We start from the raw sequence: 17,452 nt of genomic DNA, 5'->3' as shown, positions 1-17,452 counted from the left end.
AAGTGTTTTCACTCGACCGATGGATACGCTATAGTCCCTTAATTATTTCTGCATCGCTCTCAGGGCTGTTATTATTATTTCAAACGGGACTTTAAGAATGCGCCAAAAAACCATTATTACCAGCACATTACTGTGCCTTGGCCTTGCCAGTTCACCTAGCTTATTGGCTGAAATCAGCATCACGCCACCGCCATCTATTGCACAACCAACAACAACACCCACAGCGGATGGCCGCACACCCACACCGGCGGCAATAGTGCCTCCAACAGAAACAGCTATTGATGCCATTAACAACGATGCGTCACTTGATCCACCACCAGTAGGAGGCACTGTAAATGCCAATGACCCTCGTGAAAAAATCAAAGATGCTGTCGTCAAAGTCCATATTGTGCAGCACACTTACGACACCATGTCCCCTTGGAACTCTGATTCCCAAAAAGGTTCAGGCTCTGGCCTGATCATTGCGGGCAACCTGATTCTGACCAATGCTCACGTGGCGGCTGACTCCACCTTTCTTGAAGTTCAGCGTCACGGCGAAACGAAACGTCATGAAGCCGAAGTTGTCTACATTTCCCACGAATCTGACCTCGCCCTACTACGCACTAAAGACGTAAATGCATACAAAAACATCACCCCACTAGAACTGGGTGACCTACCCAAAATGCAACAACCCGTAGAAGTTTACGGCTTCCCGATCGGTGGCAATACGCTAAGTGTCACACGCGGTGTTGTGTCGCGTATTGAAAAGCAAAATTACGTCCACACGGGTGAAAACCTGATGGCTGCTCAAGTCGATGCAGCCATCAACTTTGGCAACAGTGGTGGCCCGGTTATCTCGGGTGGCAAAGTAGTAGGTGTTGCCATGCAATCTGGGTTCCTAACCGAAAACATTGGTTACATGATCCCTACCCCAATCATTCGTCACGTACTTGAAGATACCAAAGATGGGAAAATTGATGGCTATGGCTTCCACGGTTTTCTGACCCAGTCGATGGAAAACCCTGCGATGCGTCACAAATACGGCTTGACGGATGCCCAAACCGGAATGCTAGTACACAAAGTTTACAAAAACTCACCTGCTGATGGCAAAATTCAGATCGGTGACATTGTGACCGAAATTGATGGTCATAAAATCGAAAACAATGGCACGGTAGAATTCCGTCCCGGCGAATTCATTGACCACACCCACTACATCGATATGCACCAGATCGGCGAAGACATTAAGTTTAAAGTCATTCGCAACAGCCAACTACAAGAAGTCGCCCTAAAGCTGGATAAGCCCGGCAAAGAATACCTCTTAGTAAAACCCAATCAATATGATAAACAACCCACCTACTTCATTTTTGGTGGCTTAGTATTCATGCCCCTGAATCAAGATGTGATTGATAGCATGGATGGCACACCAGCACGTATTGGCACACTCACCTACGAATCACCTGATGAAATCCGTAATGAAGCGGTCATCATGACAAAGGTGCTACCTGCCGACATTAATAAAGATTACCATCACGACAGTAACCTGCTAATCGAAAAAATTAACGGAGAGAAGATTCATAACTTCCGTGATTTTTACCAAAAAGTACAATCAGCTACTGGCGATTTTATTACCTTACAAGCCGCCGATGATTACCAGCTCGTGATTGACCGCAAAGACGCCATTGCTCGCCAGCCACAAATCCTCGCACAATACGGTGTTAACGCTGACCGTTCGAAAGACCTACAAATCAGTGAGCCGTTAAACGCACCTGCTCCAGTAGCAGCACCCGTTACTGTGGCTCCAACCGCGCCAGTAGTCGCCGCCGAACTGCCACCACCAGCTGTTACCACACCTGCCGCTCAACCCGTAACACCGGTTGTCGTACCTGCACCACAACCCGCAGCGCCAGTAGTAGGAGGCTCACACCCCTGATGCCCATCCGTCAACTTCCTGCCCACCTTATTAACCAAATCGCCGCTGGTGAAGTGGTTGAACGCCCTGCGTCGGTGGTCAAGGAGTTGCTGGAAAACGCGCTCGATGCCGGGTCAACCCGCATCGAGATCGACATTGAACAAGGTGGCGGCAAACGTATCCGCATCCGCGACAATGGCGGCGGCATTCCCCAAACGGAATTAGCCCTCGCCTTGAGCCGTCACGCCACCAGTAAAATCGCCAGCCTTGACGATCTGGAACAAGTACGCAGCCTCGGTTTCCGGGGGGAAGCCTTGCCCAGTATCGCCTCGGTATCGCGCCTTATTCTCAGCTCCCGCCACAGTGAAGCCCCGCAAGGCTGGAAACTGTTTGGCGATGGACAAGAAATTTTCGACGAACCAGAACCTGTTGCCCACGCAACGGGCACGACCGTGGATGTCGTCGACCTGTTTTTCAACATTCCCGCCCGCCGTAAATTCCTCAAAACTGAAAAGACCGAATTCGGGCACATCGAAGACATGGTGCGCAAACTGGCGCTGAGCCGCTTCGACGTGGGTTTTGAGCTGAACCACAACCAGAAAAATACCCTGCGCCTGCGGCCGGTCGATGACCGTAGCGGCGCAGAACGGCGTGTGGCTGACATCTGTGGCAGTGCTTTCGTCGAGCAAAGCCTGTACCTGGATTACGAAGCCGCTGGATTACGACTCTGGGGCTGGGTGGGCTTGCCGACCTTTTCACGCTCGCAAGCAGACCTGCAATATTTTTACGTGAATAGCCGCAATGTGCGTGACAAACTGATTAGCCACGCAGTGAAACAAGCCTATCAGGATGTGATGTACCACGGGCGACACCCCGCTTTCGTGCTGTTTCTGGAACTAAACCCGCAACTGGTGGATGTGAATGCACACCCCACCAAGCAGGAAGTACGTTTTCGGGAAGGACGGCTGGTACATGATTTTCTGTTTCGCACGCTGCATCAGGCATTGGCGGATATTCGACCGGGGGATGAGGCGGGTGCGCCGACGCAGCTTCCGGTGCAAACACACGAACCTCCTGCTTCGCCAGAAGAAAATCCCCCTCAATCCCCCTTTTTCAAAGGGGGAGGTGAAGAGCGGCGTCCAGTTTATCAGGCGCAGTATCAGCCGCGTTTACAGATGCCGGTACGCGAACAGATGGCGGCTTACCAGCAGTTGTATCAGCCGGTGGTATTACCCAAGGAAGAGGCAGAAGCGAGGGAGCTGAAGCCCGACCTACCTGTGAATACACCAGATAGCGAGGACATGCCACCGCTAGGCTTCGCTATTGCCCAATTGCATGGCGTTTACATCCTTGCGCAAAACGCGACTGGGCTGGTCGTGGTGGATATGCACGCCGCCCACGAACGCATTACCTACGAATACCTCAAGCAAAGCATGGCGCAAGACGCCATCCGCTCGCAGCCACTGCTGGTTCCCGGCAGCCTGAATGTGAGCAAAAAGGAAGCGGATCACGCTGAGCAACATGCCGACACCTTCCGCGCCCTCGGCTTTGAGCTGGATCGTTTAGGGCTGGAAAAACTAACCATCCGCGCCGTTCCCAGCCTGCTGAAAGAGTCAGATACGGAAGCGTTAGTACGCGACGTGCTCGCCGACCTGATTACCCATGGCGAAAGCAACCGCGTCCAGAATGCCATGAATGAAATCCTCGCAACGATGGCCTGCCACGGCTCAGTACGCGCCAACCGCAAACTCAGTATCACCGAAATGAACGCCCTGTTACGTGATATGGAACGCACCGAACGCAGCGGACAATGCAATCACGGACGACCCACTTGGACACACATGTCACTCGACCAAATCGACAAACTGTTCCTGAGAGGAAGGTGATGAGCAAAGCCATTTTCATCATGGGTCCGACCGGAACGGGCAAAACGGATCTTGCCGTTGAGTTACACAAACACTTTCCGATTGAAATCATCAGCGTCGATTCTGCTTTGGTTTACAAGGGGCTAGATATTGGCAGTGCAAAACCCGATGCAGCCACACTGGCCGAAGCCCCGCATCGGTTGATTGACTTCCTTGACCCGTCACAGCCCTACTCCGCCGCCGACTTTCGGGAAGATGCCTTGCGCGAAATGGCTGACATTAGCGCACGCGGTAAAATCCCCGTATTAGTCGGTGGAACCATGCTCTACTTCCGCGCCCTTGAGTACGGACTATCAGCACTACCTCCGGCTAACCCTGCGATTCGTGCCCGCCTAGAAGCCGAAGCCGCGACCCACGGCTGGCAAGCCCTGCATGACCGACTGGCAAGCATCGACCCGGTAGCCGCGCAACGCATTCATCCCAATGACCCCCAACGCTTGCAACGTGCTTTGGAGGTTTTTGAGCTGACAGGTCAATCACTCACCGAATTACAGCAAGCGGAATGGCATGAAGCCTGCCCCTATCAGCTATTAAAAATTGCCTTGATTCCTGAAGATCGTGGCTGGTTACACGCCCGGCTTGCACAGCGCTTTGACCAAATGCTACAACAGGGCGTTATTGATGAAGTACGCAAACTCTTGGCACGTGGCGACCTTGACACCCACCTCCCCGCCATACGGGCTGTGGGTTATCGACAGATTTGGGACTATTTAATTAATGAAATAGACTACAATCAAATGCGTGATCGTGCTATTGTCGCAACACGACAGCTTGCTAAACGTCAAATGACGTGGTTGCGCTCCGAAAAGGATGTGTCTTTGTATAACCCCCAAGAACTCAACCTTTCATCGGTCATCGGCAACGTCTCAGCGTTTATTGGCGGATGAACGGATACGTCCGACAAACTGGCATTCTTGCGAGACGAAAAAACTGATAAGCTTTTAGGCGTCGAAGGAAACAAACGACTGGCTCACGACCCCCCTAGCTTTAGGTGTGAGACCATAACAACCACAAACCCAAGAATATTTTTAGGAGAAGCTCATGTCGAAAGGGCACACATTACAAGAACCCTTCCTTAATGCTCTGAGAAAGGAACGGATTCCAGTCTCCATTTATTTGGTCAACGGCATCAAATTACAGGGGCATGTCGAGTCATTTGACCAATTCGTTGTGCTACTGGGAAATACCGTTAGCCAATTAGTTTACAAACACGCCATTTCCACGATCGTGCCTGCTCGCCCGATCAAACTGGCGCTGGCTCCCGAAGAATAAGCCATCCCCCATACAAACCTTAGGAAGATTGCCGATTGGAACTATTTGAACGCCCCGGCGGCGGTGAAAATGCTGTCCTTGTTCAAATCAGTTTCAATACGGCAAAGTCTACGCAAGACGAAAAGGAATTCGCCGAACTCGCTGATTCAGCCGGTGCCCAAGTGGTCGGTTTTATCAGTGGGTCGCGCCAGCGCCCTGACCCACGTTATTTCGTCGGTACGGGTAAAGCCGAAGAAATTCGCCAGCTAAGGGAAGCGCGTGATGCCCATCTGGTCATTTTCGATCACTCCCTCTCCCCTGCTCAGGAACGTAACCTCGAAAAGCTGCTGCAATGCCGCGTGCTTGACCGTACCGGCCTGATTCTGGACATCTTCGCCCAACGCGCCCGCAGCCACGAAGGTAAACTTCAGGTTGAACTCGCGCAATTGAAACACCTTTCCACCCGCCTCGTGCGTGGCTGGACGCATCTGGAACGCCAAAAAGGCGGTATCGGGATGCGCGGCCCTGGTGAAACTCAGTTAGAAACCGACCGTCGCCTGATTGCTGAACGCATCAAGCAAATCGACAAGCGTCTGGAAAAAGTCCAGAACCAACGCGAACAAGGCCGCCAGTCCCGCAAAAAGGCTGAAATCCCCACGGTTTCGCTGGTCGGTTATACCAATGCAGGTAAATCCACCCTTTTCAACGCCCTGACCCAAGCCGGGGTGTACGTCGCCGACCAACTGTTTGCGACTCTTGACCCCACGTTGCGGCAAGTACAACTGCCCAACCAGCAAGAAATCATCCTCGCAGACACAGTAGGCTTCATTCGCCATCTGCCGCATGATCTCGTCGTCGCCTTCCGCTCCACCTTGCAGGAAACCATTGACGCCGACTTACTGTTGCACGTCATCGACAGTCACGACGAACAATTGGAGCTATTCCGCGAGCAGGTCAACAAAGTCATTGCTGAAATTGGTGCCGAAAAAGTACCGCAAATCGAAGTCATGAACAAGATTGACCTCGGCGGACAAACCCCGCATATCGAAGAAGGCACCGGCACCAACCCCACCCGCGTGTACGTTTCCGCCCAAAACAATCTGGGGCTGGAAGGCTTGCTGGAGTATCTGGGTGATTACTTCGCCGGACACATGTTCCGGGGCAAACTGACGCTTCAACCACGCCACGCACGCTTACGCGCCAAACTGTACGCAGACAAAGCAATTCAGCAAGAAAGCATCACGGATGAAGGTAATTTCGACCTAGAAGTGGTCATTGACCAGCGACGGCTGGATCAGTATTTGCGGGAAGAAGGCTTAACGCTGGAAGATCTGTAGGGCTTAGGGGCGTATTGCATACGCCCCTACAACCTTAACCGCGACGCATCACGTCGAAGAATTCGCTATTGGTTTTGGTCTTGGAAAGCTTGTCGAACAACAGTTCCATCGCTTCCAGATCATCCATACCGTGCAGGAATTTGCGCAGTACCCACAAGGTTTGCAGCTCGTCTTGCGTGGTCAGCAACTCTTCGCGGCGCGTGCCGGAACGGTTGATATTGATCGCTGGGAAGACGCGCTTCTCGGAAATACGGCGATCCAGATGGATTTCCATATTACCCGTACCCTTGAATTCTTCGTAGATAACATCGTCCATCTTCGAGCCAGTTTCAATCAAGGCTGTCGCGATGATGGTCAGGCTACCGCCTTCCTCAATATTACGTGCCGCACCGAAGAAACGTTTCGGACGGTGCAACGCATTCGCATCCACACCACCTGTCAACACCTTGCCGGATGATGGCACAACCGTATTATAAGCACGCGCTAAACGAGTAATGGAATCCAGCAGGATAACCACGTCACGTTTATGCTCAACCAAACGCTTGGCTTTCTCGATAACCATTTCCGCAACTTGTACATGGCGGGCAGCGGGTTCGTCGAAGGTAGAAGAAACCACTTCACCCTGCACCATGCGTGACATTTCTGTCACTTCTTCCGGGCGTTCGTCGATCAGCAAGACGATCAGATAGCTATCCGGGTAATTGGAAGCAATACTCTGCGCGATGTTTTGCAGCATGATGGTTTTACCGGCCTTCGGCGGCGCGATAATCAGGCCACGTTGACCTTTACCAAACGGCGCTACGATGTCGATAACGCGAGCGGTAATGTCTTCACGGCTACCATTGCCCCGTTCCATACGCATCCGATCATCGGCGTGCAAGGGTGTCAGGTTTTCAAAGGCAATCTTGTTGCGGGCGCTTTCGGGAGGTTCAAAGTTGATGGTATCGACTTTGAGTAAAGCGAAATAACGTTCGTTATCCTTGGGAGGACGAATTTTACCAGATACCGTATCACCCGTCCGTAGGCCGAAGCGACGAATCTGGCTAGGCGATACATAGATGTCATCCGCGCCTGCTAGATAGCTGGAGTCATCTGAACGCAAAAAGCCGAAACCATCCTGAAGGATTTCCAGCACACCATCACCGTGGATGTCGACGTTATTGGCAGCATTGGCTTTCAGCAAAGCGAAAATGATGTCTTGCTTGCGGGTTCGCGAGATGCTCTCGATACCCATGGCTTGCGCCAACTCAAAGACTTCGGCGGCAGATTTCTTTTTTAGTTCAGACAGGTTCATATGATGATGGCGTTGATGGGGGAAATTAAAGCTATCGCTCGTTCCAGTCTTTGCAGGAATTGGTGACTAGGAAAACGAGAAAGGATGCGTCAGAATGAATCTGGATGCAGATTCAAGTATGACCACACTAGCACGTCGGCTCTATAGAGTCCAGAAAAATCACACTAGAACACCCGTGGCAAGGATAAAGTCTCCTCCACGGGTATGTTTAGCTACTGTTAGAGATTCTGATTCAGAAACGCCGTCAATTGTGATTTGGATAAGGCTCCGACTTTGGTTGCCGCCACCGCGCCGCTCTTGAACAGCATCAACGTAGGAATACCCCGGACACCGTAACGTGGTGGCACGTCCTTGTTTTCATCAATGTTCAGCTTGGCAACTTTCAGCTTGCCTTCAAACTCGACCGCAATGTCATCCAGCACTGGAGCAATCATTTTGCATGGCCCACACCATTCCGCCCAGTAATCAACCAATACAGGCATCGTGGATTTCAGCACTTCCTGCTCAAATGTAGTATCAGAAAGATAGATAATATTATTACTCACAGAAGGTTTCTCCCTAGTTTTTGAGGTTTCACAGCCGCTATTCTCTAATATTTCGCGCCATCTTTGTAGTATAGCCTTTAAGAACCAATGCGGCTTATTGTAGTCTAATCAGGCCAATGACGTTTAACCAGAAGGATAACACAGATGAAACGTTTGATAGTCACAGCAAGCTTCGCATTATTTAGCTCAATAGCCACCGCTGCACCAGATGCCTTTCAAGCCAGTTACACTGTCACCGCAAAAGGGTTAGAGATGGGAACAATGACCGCTAGCCTGCACTACAATAACGATGGGTATACCTACCAAAAAATCACCAAAGCTAACGGCTTAGCAGCCTTATTGAGTGGCGACACGCTAACTGAGCGCAGCAGCGGGCAAAAAAGTGGCGCCACACTCATACCTAACAACTATTTACATCACCACAAAAACAAACGCAAGGATAAAAAAGACGAGTTCACTTTTGTTACCCCCACACAAGTGAATGGCACCTTTGATGGCAACGCTTACCAACTAAGCGTCCCCAAAGGCACATTAGACATGGCAACTCTCGAACTTTACCTCATGGATGCCATGACACTTAATAAGCCGATGAATTACCCCATTGCTAGTAGAGGTAAGTTACAGGATTATCGTCTACGTAAATTGGGCAAAGAAACCATCACCGTACCAGCGGGAGAATATGAATGCGAGAAAATCGAAGTGATGCATCAAGATACCACCCGCCAAACTACTCTATGGTTAGCGCCTAAGCTACACTATGCCATCGCTCAAGTGCGCCATAAGGAAGATGGCGACATCATCGAAACGCGTCTACAAAAATATCAGTAGCATCATTCAAAAATGAATTATGGTATAACGCTATTAACTGAATGGTTAATAGCGTTTTCTATGAAAACAACGATATTTTTAGACTTTTTTCGACCAAGCGATTAACATTCACGAAGCCCATTGTTCAACAGCTTAATTTTTGAGAAATAATGTCAAGCATACATGCACCACACTTGTATCGAGTCGTACTTATCGATGATGATATTCTTCTACATAAACTGTTGGAAATGTACCTTTTTGAGCATCATTATCAGCTTCAATCACTTTCTTGTGGTGAAGAAATCCGAGACTTCATTTCTCAGCAAACCCCTGATCTTATTTTACTAGACATCATGCTGCCCGGCAAAGATGGGCTACACTGGCTAAATTGGTTAAAACACAATTACCCTAATATACCTGTGATGTTACTATCAGCTAAAAAATCGGCCGAAGAGCGCCTGATAGGTCTAGAATTTGGTGCGGATGACTACCTGACTAAACCCTTTCATCCAAAAGAACTTCTTATCCGTATCCGCAAAATCATGCGCCACCCCACGCTAGCGAATAAACACGTAACCTATCAAATTGGCAGCAATCTATTCAACCCTGCACACGAACACTTAGAACGTAATAACCAATTAATTAAACTCACCACGCAAGAAAGTAGTTTGTTACAATTTTTCTGCCAACGACCAGATGAAATTTTAACCAGAGATTGTATTTCTCAAGCGCTTAACGGTAACGAACATCAACCACTAAACCGCAGTATTGACATGACAATCAATCGACTACGCAAAAAACTGGGGGATCATGCATCCAACCCTCGCTACTTATGTACTGTATGGCGAAAAGGTTATCGATTAACGCTCGCGCCATGAACTTATCCTCACCACTAGATAGCCTACTTGACATACTTGGCACAGAAGGAACTCAATGCTTCCTGACATTTGCACAACCAAACATTCAACAATATCATCATGATATAACTGAAAGCTTAAAACAAAAAAATTGGGACGCTGCTGCTGCCATGGCTCACCGCTTCAAAGCAACCGCTCATTTATACAGCACAGCAACCTTACAAAACTTGCTAGACGATATTATCGCCAAGCAAATTGATATATTACAACACCCTGAATTTTGTCAGCAGCTTCTGCTGGAATTTCAATATATTGAAACAAATATCGATTCCTTTCTGAAGAAAACAACACTCATTAATCCATGAGTTGTTACATTTTTTTACAATTTTCTACAATACAAGGCTAATTAAGTTCGCTAAGCTAAGGAATGGATAATCACTAAAAACAGGACGTTTAGTATTGTGAAAAATCAAAATATTTTTTTAATTTTTTATCTTTTTATTGCTTTATTGAGCAGTACACCAGCCACAGCGCTATGCATAAAAAACACACAAATCAAGCCGTCGAATGACGATACCCTTGTTACTGAAAGTAATACGACACAACCTACCACCCAAGCTGCTTCAAACAATCTTATTGCTAATTTGGTAGGACCACAATTATACCGTTACCTGCTTCAGTCGGATCAGTTCATTACATTACAAGGCATCATTGAAGATTACTGGAAATCGTAAATTATAAAAAACATCAAATCCTCCTTGATTCAGATCATTAGACTGCGCCAAATATATAATGATCTGGATTTTAGCTCTGGCTGCGCCCCTGTGGCCGGAGCTTTTTTTATTTCCAGAAACTATCGAAAAACATTAATAATCTTATTGTTATATAAATGATATAAACTATAATAATAGTTAAGATCCCAACCAAGCGCCGACAAACAAGCAATCAAAAGCAACCCAGAATCATTGAATAAACTACCAAAAAATGCCAGAAACGCATAGCAACCATGATTAATCAAATCGACTAATAGAGCAAAGTACAAGGAAACCCCAAACGCAATGGATTTTCCCATCATGTCAATCATCCGGCACCTGCTTTCCTGTTGGTTACTCTGTCTTGTACCAATCAACAGCATTGCGCAAACCTTGGCGTTAACAAATACGGAAGAAAGCCTACATGCCTCTTTTTTCGTATCATTATTAGAAGATCCCACCCACGCACTAAGCATTGCACAGGTTAGCTCCAGCGAGTACACCCAGCGCTTCCAACCCAATCCCCACCCAGAGCTAAATCTGGGGCGCAGTCCATCAGCCTGGTGGCTACGACTGGAAATAGAACAACAGAGCAGCAATATCTGGCATCTACTCATCGACTTCCCCGGCATAGCCCAAGCGGATGCCTTTGCCGTTAACCAAAGCACACACCAAATTACGCCACTAGGAAGCCTATTAAAAGAGCAAGCATGGCAGCGACTACCGATAGTGAGCCTCCCTACGCAACCGGGGCACTTTTCACTTTATATTCGTGCCTCCAATAACGGCAAAGGGATCTTAGCCATCCCCATACAACTCCTATCAGCCGATGCCCTAATCAAAAAAACGGCCAAAGATTACCTGTTTTACGGCGGCATCATCATAGGGTTGATCGTGTTAGCCTTTTACAACTTTTTCCTGTTCATCAGCTTGCGTAACTGGGACTACCTGACCCTAATCGTTTTCTTGCTAAGTCTAGCCTTGGTGTTACAGCGCATGACTAATGTCATCCCTTACCTGTCTCTTAGCAATCCAGCCATGGTTTACTATCCCATCACCCTCCAGGTTATTGCCATCAGCGCCACACAATTCTGTCGGCAACTGATCGATACTAAAACGCTATTCCCACGAACAAATCGGGTACTCACTGCCGTCCTGATATTTGCCATCGGCATCACCCCTTTCGTCGGTTTACTGCCATACACCGATTTATGGAGTTTTCTCTTGAGTGCTGGCCTGACCCTGATTGGCAGTGTCTTAGGTCTCCTTGCCTTGCGGCAAGGCTCTCGCATCATGCGTAGTTTTGCGGTGGCTTTTTTTGTGTTTCTAGGCTGTGCAGCCCCTCTCATTATGTGGGGAATGGGCTTCCTGAAAAACGCCCAGACCATAGCATTGATCGATCTTTTCCATATTGGCTCCCTACTGATTGCCATTCTGCTGTCATTAACCTTGGCAGAACACACGCGACAACTACGCATTCAAGCAGAACGCGCCACCGCAGCAAGCCAAGCAAAAGATGATTTCCTCATCACCATGAGCCATGAGTTACGCACCCCGATGAATTCGGTCATCGCCGCAACTACCCTACTTCAACAAGACACACTACCGCCGCGCCAACAGGAATACGTGACCTGTATGCAAGCAGCCTCGCATCACATGCTAGGGCTGATCGACAATATCCTTGACCTATCAAGAATGGCACAAGCCATCCCACCATCACTGACACCTGAGTTTTTCCACCTGCACACCTTATTGGAAGGCTTGCATCAAATGCTGGATATACAAGCGGATGCGAAAAAGCTTCCTCTACACCTGTATAAACCGGCACAACAAAACCTGCATTTACTAGGTGACCCCAAGCGCCTCTCTCAAGTACTGATCAACCTGCTCGGCAATGCCATCAAGTTTACTGAGCACGGCAAGGTAGAATTGCACGTAAAAGAAGCCAGCCAGCCCAACTGCAACCCCATCAGCTTGTATTTTGAAGTAAGCGATACAGGCATCGGCATTTCTAGGACTGACCAGCAACGGCTATTCCAACCCTTCACCCAAGTAGAGAGTCATCGAACGCGACAACACACAGGCTCTGGCCTTGGTCTTGCTATCAGCCACAAACTGGTGGAAGCCATGGGCGGAACATTAGAACTGGAGAGCACGCCCGGCAAAGGGAGCCGCTTCTTTTTCACGCTACCATTCCCATTATATCTACCGACTGAAGCAACCTCACTAAAACCCATCCCTCCTAAGCTCCCCCCAAACAAGCACATCCTGCTGGTCGATGATGACCCAATGAACCAATTCTTCGGACGGGAATTACTGCAAACCCTCGGTGCGACGGTCAGCGTTGCCGCTAGCGGCACAGAAGCCATCCAACAAATTCAGCAGCAAAGCTTCGATCTAGTCTTCATGGATGTGAGTATGCCGGGCATGGATGGCTATGAAACCACCCAGAAAATTCGCTTTGATCCAAACATTCCCAAACTCCCCATCGTCGCCCTCACCGCCCACGCGATTGCCGGGGAACGCGAACGCTGCCTCGCCGCTGGCATGAACGATTACCTCACCAAACCCATTTCACTAGAAGGTATTCGCCAGATGATTTACCAATGGACAGCAAGCACTCCGTGAAACCCGCGACGATGATGCGTATAATCCCCTCCACATTACTCGAACGGAAAAAGGAACCCCAATGAGGCCAAGCGCACGCGCACCCGACCAAATGCGAACCGTCAAGTTCACCCGCCAATACACCATGCACGCCGAAGGCTCGGTACTGGTGGAATTCGGCAATACCAAGGTGCTGTGTACTGCCACCGTGGAAGACCGCTTACCCGGCTGGTTAAAAGGCAAAGGCCAAGGTTGGGTCACGGCTGAATACGGCATGTTGCCCCGCGCCACGGGTTCACGCACGGCTCGCGAAGCGGCCAGAGGCAAGCAAGGTGGGCGCACCATGGAAATCCAGCGCCTGATCGGGCGTTCCCTGCGTGCGGTGGTTGACCTTGAAGCCCTTGGCGAATTCCAGATCACCATCGACTGCGACGTACTGCAAGCCGATGGCGGCACACGTACTGCCTCCATCAGTGGTGCTTACGTCGCGCTCTGCGATGCGGTAACCTGGCTACAAAAGAACCGCCGTCTCAAGAAAAACCCGCTGCATGGGCAAATTGCCTCCATCTCCGTCGGCATTTTCGACGGCGTGCCGGTGCTCGATCTGGATTACGCCGAAGATTCCAAAGCCGAAACGGACATGAACGTGGTCATGAATGAAGCGGGCCAATTCATCGAACTGCAAGGCACTGCCGAAGGCCACGCCTTCCGTCGCGATGAGCTGGACGCGATGCTGGCACTCGCCGAAAAAGGCATCCGCGAAATCATGCAAGCACAACAGGAAGCCCTCGGCTTATGAACAAACGCATCGTATTAGCCAGCGGTAACGCCGGAAAATTACGTGAGTTCAACGCCATGATGGCAGACCTGGACATCGAATTCGTGCGCCAAAGCGAATTCGGTGTCAGCGATGCCGTCGAAGATGGCCTGACCTTCGTCGAAAATGCCCTGATCAAAGCCCGCCACGCCGCCAAGCTTACCGGAATGCCCGCGATGGCAGACGATTCCGGCATCGTGGTGGATGCACTCGGCGGTGCGCCGGGGCTGTATTCCGCGCGTTTCGCTGGGGAACACGGTGACGATGCCGCCAACAACGCCAAGCTATTGGCTGAACTGCAAAACGTGCCGGATGCGCAACGCACCGCGCGTTTCTATTGCTGCATCGTTTACCTGCGCCACGCGGACGACCAGTTACCCATCATTGCCGAAGCCAATTGGGAAGGTGTCATACTGCACCAAGCCAGCGGCGCGAATGGCTTTGGTTACGACCCGCTGTTTTACGTGCCGACCCACGGCTGCTCGTCCGCCGAATTGCCGCCGGAAGAAAAAAACCGTATCAGCCACCGTGGACAGGCACTGCGCAAGCTGCATGAGTTACTGGAGAAGGCCGGGTGAAACTCATCATTCTCGACCGTGACGGCGTGATTAATGAAGATTCCGACGCCTTCATTAAATCGGTGGAAGAATGGATTCCCATCCCCGGCAGCCTTGAGGCGATGGCACGACTCTACAAAGCGGGTTACACCTTGGCGATTGCCACCAACCAGTCCGGCATTGCGCGGGGCTATTACACCGTAGCCACGTTGGAGGCGATGCACGCCAAGCTGCAACACTTGCTAGCAGCACACGGCGCTGAAGTCGCTTACATCGCGTATTGCCCACACCTTGGCGAAGACCATTGCGAATGCCGCAAGCCCAAACCCGGCATGATGCTAAGCATTGCCCAACACTTCGACATCGACCCGACGCAAACGCTGGTCATTGGCGACTCGTTGCGTGACTGGCAAGCTGCCGCAGCGGTGGGCGCGGGGTATGTGCAAGTCCGCACCGGCAAAGGCGAACGCACCCTCGCAGACGGCAAATTACCCGCCGATATACCTGTTTTCGATAATCTGGCAGACTACACCGACTCACTGTTAGGGGCATACACCGCATGAATGCATTGAACACACTGCTGCTAGGCGCTCGCGCCACCCTATTTTGGGCTGGCTCGATCCCCATTACCTTGCTGGCAGGCTTGTTAGCCCCCTTGGCGTGGTTATTGCCCCCCAAGTACCGTTACCCCGCCACTACCTTGTGGAACTGCTTCAACCGCTGGTGGCTGGAAATCACGTGTGGGGTGAAATATCAGGTATTAGGGCGTAAAAACATCCCCACCGACGGCGCGTTCATCATCATGGCTAATCACCAGTCAACCTGGGAAACCTTCGCCATCCCCTGCATTTTTCCGCAGCAACTGAGCTGGGTGCTGAAACGTGAATTGTTAAACATCCCGTTTTTCGGTTGGGGTTTACGCCTGATCCGCCCGATTGCAATTGACCGGGGCGCGGGGCGAGCCGCTGTCAAACAGATTTCCCACCAAGGCAAGGCGCTCTTGCAAGAAGGCGTCTGCATCGTGATCTTCCCGGAAGGCACGCGAGTCGCCCCCGACGTGAAAGCAGACTACAAAATTGGCGGGGCAATCTTGGCCTCACATTCCGGTTTCCCCGTCCTCCCCGTGGCGCACAATGCAGGTAAAAGCTGGCAACGCCACGCTTGGATCAAGCAACCCGGCATGATTACCGTCAGCATCGGCCCCGCTTTTTCGACCAAAGGCTTAAAGGCAGATGCCATCAATCAACAAGCACAAAACTGGATCGAAACAGAAAAAGCCCGCCTGCCACCTATCAAAAAATAAGCAACTAACTCAAACACCTACACTTCATCTGCTCTTCTATACCTTACCGTCCTGATGCGGTCATAATACCGTATCAGCGAAGGGAGCAATCATGAGCAACGAAGTCATTACCGTGGCAGACGTGGCAGTGGGCATTTGTAACATCGACGGGCAACCGATGGTGTTTCACTGCAACCACTACAACCGTACTTTACAAAATACTATCGAAAACTGCCGTCACATCGACAACAAGAAGATACTGATTCACTCAGCCGCAGAAGTCAGCTTTCTTGGCCTGCAAGCCCATTTCCGCCAACACCCGGAAATGTCGCTAGCAGAACGGTTGCATTACGCTGAAACCTTATACCACTATTGCGGCTTCGGCCTGTTGCCTTTGGTGGCAAGCGTCAAACAAGCAGTCGGGCAAAACGAATTCAACCTCAGCACCCATTCCTCGCATTACGGGCGAGCGTTAGCACTCAACTTTGAAAAGCGCCGGGGTGCTGGAGAATACTTTGACCTCGGTTTTGTCATTGGTGCACTTTCTGCCGCCTTCGGGGAAGCCTTCAGCGGCGAACTCACCACAGAAGCTATTTCCCTTAAAGGCAAACAAAGCACCTTCCACATTTACGTGGGTGGCGATGAGTTTGAATACCTGTTCAAGCTGGAAAGTGGCACAACTGCTTATCAGGAAGCGGCAGGCATGACCTCCAGCATCCCTGAGCGCAGCGTCCCCAGTAATATCGACGAAATCGCTGTCATCAACGGGGTCAGCCAAGCCCCGCTATACGGCAACCAGTACGGCCTGATTCCTGCTTTCGGCGTGGAACTCACCCGCCATTATGCCGATTACTACAATCTGGTTGCCTTCCGTTTCGAGCAGCAACTCACCGCTGCACTGGAAAAACGCCCCAGCCTAGCCGACCTGCTGATCTACGATTACCCTGCTCTGTTTTATTACAAGCAATACATCAATCTGGAAGGCATGAACTTGTCGCGCACCCTGCTGACCGAAGCCGGGCACATCTGTGGCTTTAACACCATGGGCGGCATTATGAGTTCAGAAGCATGGGAAGGGCTGGTAATGCCCATGATTGAAACCCGCGAAGACTGGCTGCATGGCATCGTCGCCGTCATCAATGCGTTGGGCTGGGGTATCTGGCGCATCCACGAGTTGATTCCCGGCGAAAAGTTGGTGTTACGGGTGTGGCGGCCTTACGAGTCACTGGGGCATTTACGCTGGTTCGGCTACAGCAAGCAGCCGGTGGATTATCTGGTCATGGGCGTGGCAGCTTCCCTGATGAATCTGCTGTATGAAGGCGACATGACCCAGCGCCCTGAGCTAACACTGGATTACTACCATAAGATTAACCGTTCCCCCAGCTCATTTTGGGCAGAACAAAGCCAATGTGTTGCGATGGGGGATGAATATTCGGAGGTGATGGTCACGCGTCGTCAACGTGGCTAGCCCATAAAAAAGCCAGACAAAACTATCTGGCTTAAAATAAACCTCAATGCCAGATTTTCAAAAAA

Annotated in this window: 17 protein-coding genes; 15 read left to right on the top strand and 2 right to left on the bottom strand. The window is 50.4% G+C overall.

Annotated features, from left to right (window positions below):
- The first annotated feature begins 97 nt into the window (after window positions 1–97).
- The 5 genes from Q394_RS21060 to hflX all read left to right on the top strand — a co-directional run bounded on the left by Q394_RS21060 (window position 98) and on the right by hflX (window position 6,401).
- Window positions 98–1,909, top strand: coding sequence for a S1C family serine protease (locus tag Q394_RS21060; protein ID WP_084260526.1), 1,812 nt, complete (start codon window positions 98–100; stop codon window positions 1,907–1,909).
- The gene (gene mutL / locus Q394_RS0117815; RefSeq protein WP_028490438.1) at window positions 1,909–3,774 is read left to right on the top strand and encodes a DNA mismatch repair endonuclease MutL; all 1,866 of its coding nucleotides are present in this window, start codon (window positions 1,909–1,911) and stop codon (window positions 3,772–3,774) included. Before Q394_RS21060 ends, mutL begins: the two co-directional genes overlap by 1 nt.
- A complete protein-coding gene (gene miaA / locus Q394_RS0117810) occupies window positions 3,774–4,700 on the top strand; it encodes a tRNA (adenosine(37)-N6)-dimethylallyltransferase MiaA (protein ID WP_028490437.1) in 927 nt (308 codons plus the stop codon). The genes mutL and miaA overlap by 1 nt, the downstream gene beginning before the upstream one ends.
- Before the next feature lie 154 nt (window positions 4,701–4,854).
- Window positions 4,855–5,085: an RNA chaperone Hfq gene (gene hfq / locus Q394_RS0117805; RefSeq protein WP_028490436.1), complete on the top strand. Its 231-nt coding sequence runs from the start codon at window positions 4,855–4,857 to the stop codon at window positions 5,083–5,085.
- A 35-nt stretch (window positions 5,086–5,120) separates the two neighbouring features.
- On the top strand, window positions 5,121–6,401 hold the full coding sequence (gene hflX / locus Q394_RS0117800) for a ribosome rescue GTPase HflX (protein ID WP_028490435.1): 1,281 nt from the start codon (window positions 5,121–5,123) through the stop codon (window positions 6,399–6,401).
- Between the two features lie 34 nt (window positions 6,402–6,435).
- On the opposite strand, the gene rho is transcribed toward hflX, so the two are convergent.
- Together rho and trxA are read right to left on the bottom strand one after the other, a co-directional pair.
- Window positions 6,436–7,695 carry a transcription termination factor Rho gene (rho, locus tag Q394_RS0117795; RefSeq protein WP_028490434.1) on the bottom strand — a complete coding sequence of 420 codons (1,260 nt, stop codon included), beginning with the start codon at window positions 7,693–7,695 and terminating at the stop codon, window positions 6,436–6,438.
- A 218-nt stretch (window positions 7,696–7,913) separates the two neighbouring features.
- Window positions 7,914–8,240 (bottom strand): thioredoxin TrxA, encoded by a 327-nt coding sequence (trxA, locus tag Q394_RS0117790; RefSeq protein ID WP_028490433.1) that lies wholly within the window; start codon window positions 8,238–8,240, stop codon window positions 7,914–7,916.
- Window positions 8,241–8,384: 144 nt separating this feature from the next.
- On the opposite strand from trxA, the gene Q394_RS0117785 reads away from it, so the two are divergent.
- The 10 genes from Q394_RS0117785 (at window position 8,385) to Q394_RS0117735 (ending at window position 17,387) form a co-directional block, all read left to right on the top strand.
- Window positions 8,385–9,068, top strand: a complete 684-nt coding sequence (locus Q394_RS0117785; RefSeq protein WP_028490432.1) for a DUF3108 domain-containing protein — start codon at window positions 8,385–8,387, stop codon at window positions 9,066–9,068.
- A 149-nt stretch (window positions 9,069–9,217) separates the two neighbouring features.
- A complete protein-coding gene (locus Q394_RS0117780) occupies window positions 9,218–9,925 on the top strand; it encodes a response regulator transcription factor (RefSeq protein ID WP_038142026.1) in 708 nt (235 codons plus the stop codon).
- Entirely contained in the window at window positions 9,922–10,269 is a 348-nt protein-coding gene (locus Q394_RS0117775) for a hypothetical protein (protein WP_028490430.1), read from the top strand. The genes Q394_RS0117780 and Q394_RS0117775 overlap by 4 nt, the downstream gene beginning before the upstream one ends.
- 96 nt (window positions 10,270–10,365) lie before the next feature.
- Window positions 10,366–10,638, top strand: coding sequence for a hypothetical protein (locus Q394_RS0117770; protein ID WP_028490429.1), 273 nt, complete (start codon window positions 10,366–10,368; stop codon window positions 10,636–10,638).
- A gap of 339 nt (window positions 10,639–10,977) precedes the next feature.
- Complete coding sequence (locus tag Q394_RS0117760) at window positions 10,978–13,284, top strand: hybrid sensor histidine kinase/response regulator (protein WP_028490427.1); 2,307 nt, start codon at window positions 10,978–10,980, stop codon at window positions 13,282–13,284.
- Between the two features lie 61 nt (window positions 13,285–13,345).
- On the top strand, window positions 13,346–14,062 hold the full coding sequence (gene rph, locus Q394_RS0117755; protein WP_028490426.1) for a ribonuclease PH: 717 nt from the start codon (window positions 13,346–13,348) through the stop codon (window positions 14,060–14,062).
- Window positions 14,059–14,658 (top strand): RdgB/HAM1 family non-canonical purine NTP pyrophosphatase, encoded by a 600-nt coding sequence (gene rdgB / locus Q394_RS0117750; protein WP_028490425.1) that lies wholly within the window; start codon window positions 14,059–14,061, stop codon window positions 14,656–14,658. Before rph ends, rdgB begins: the two co-directional genes overlap by 4 nt.
- Window positions 14,655–15,200 carry a D-glycero-beta-D-manno-heptose 1,7-bisphosphate 7-phosphatase gene (gene gmhB / locus Q394_RS0117745; RefSeq protein WP_028490424.1) on the top strand — a complete coding sequence of 182 codons (546 nt, stop codon included), beginning with the start codon at window positions 14,655–14,657 and terminating at the stop codon, window positions 15,198–15,200. Before rdgB ends, gmhB begins: the two co-directional genes overlap by 4 nt.
- On the top strand, window positions 15,197–15,940 hold the full coding sequence (locus Q394_RS0117740) for a lysophospholipid acyltransferase family protein (protein WP_028490423.1): 744 nt from the start codon (window positions 15,197–15,199) through the stop codon (window positions 15,938–15,940). Before gmhB ends, Q394_RS0117740 begins: the two co-directional genes overlap by 4 nt.
- 91 nt (window positions 15,941–16,031) lie before the next feature.
- Window positions 16,032–17,387 (top strand): hypothetical protein, encoded by a 1,356-nt coding sequence (locus Q394_RS0117735; RefSeq protein WP_051543546.1) that lies wholly within the window; start codon window positions 16,032–16,034, stop codon window positions 17,385–17,387.
- Window positions 17,388–17,452 lie beyond the last annotated feature (65 nt).

Source organism: Thiothrix lacustris DSM 21227 (genome assembly GCF_000621325.1).
Taxonomy (GTDB): domain Bacteria; phylum Pseudomonadota; class Gammaproteobacteria; order Thiotrichales; family Thiotrichaceae; genus Thiothrix; species Thiothrix lacustris.
This window is presented reverse-complemented; position numbering and strand designations above follow the sequence as displayed.

Bases quoted from the DNA above. Each gene is read 5' to 3' on its own strand.
- Q394_RS0117785 (WP_028490432.1), top strand. From the start codon at position 8,385: ATGAAACGTTTGATAGTCACAGCAAGCTTCGCATTATTTAGCTCAATA.
- Q394_RS0117740 (WP_028490423.1), top strand. From the start codon at position 15,197: ATGAATGCATTGAACACACTGCTGCTAGGCGCTCGCGCCACCCTATTT.
- rph (WP_028490426.1), top strand. From the start codon at position 13,346: ATGAGGCCAAGCGCACGCGCACCCGACCAAATGCGAACCGTCAAGTTC.
- hfq (WP_028490436.1), top strand. From the start codon at position 4,855: ATGTCGAAAGGGCACACATTACAAGAACCCTTCCTTAATGCTCTGAGA.
- rdgB (WP_028490425.1), top strand. From the start codon at position 14,059: ATGAACAAACGCATCGTATTAGCCAGCGGTAACGCCGGAAAATTACGT.
- Q394_RS21060 (WP_084260526.1), top strand. From the start codon at position 98: ATGCGCCAAAAAACCATTATTACCAGCACATTACTGTGCCTTGGCCTT.
- Q394_RS0117775 (WP_028490430.1), top strand. From the start codon at position 9,922: ATGAACTTATCCTCACCACTAGATAGCCTACTTGACATACTTGGCACA.
- Q394_RS0117760 (WP_028490427.1), top strand. From the start codon at position 10,978: ATGTCAATCATCCGGCACCTGCTTTCCTGTTGGTTACTCTGTCTTGTA.
- Q394_RS0117780 (WP_038142026.1), top strand. From the start codon at position 9,218: ATGTCAAGCATACATGCACCACACTTGTATCGAGTCGTACTTATCGAT.
- rho (WP_028490434.1), bottom strand. From the start codon at position 7,695: ATGAACCTGTCTGAACTAAAAAAGAAATCTGCCGCCGAAGTCTTTGAG.
- miaA (WP_028490437.1), top strand. From the start codon at position 3,774: ATGAGCAAAGCCATTTTCATCATGGGTCCGACCGGAACGGGCAAAACG.
- mutL (WP_028490438.1), top strand. From the start codon at position 1,909: ATGCCCATCCGTCAACTTCCTGCCCACCTTATTAACCAAATCGCCGCT.
- Q394_RS0117735 (WP_051543546.1), top strand. From the start codon at position 16,032: ATGAGCAACGAAGTCATTACCGTGGCAGACGTGGCAGTGGGCATTTGT.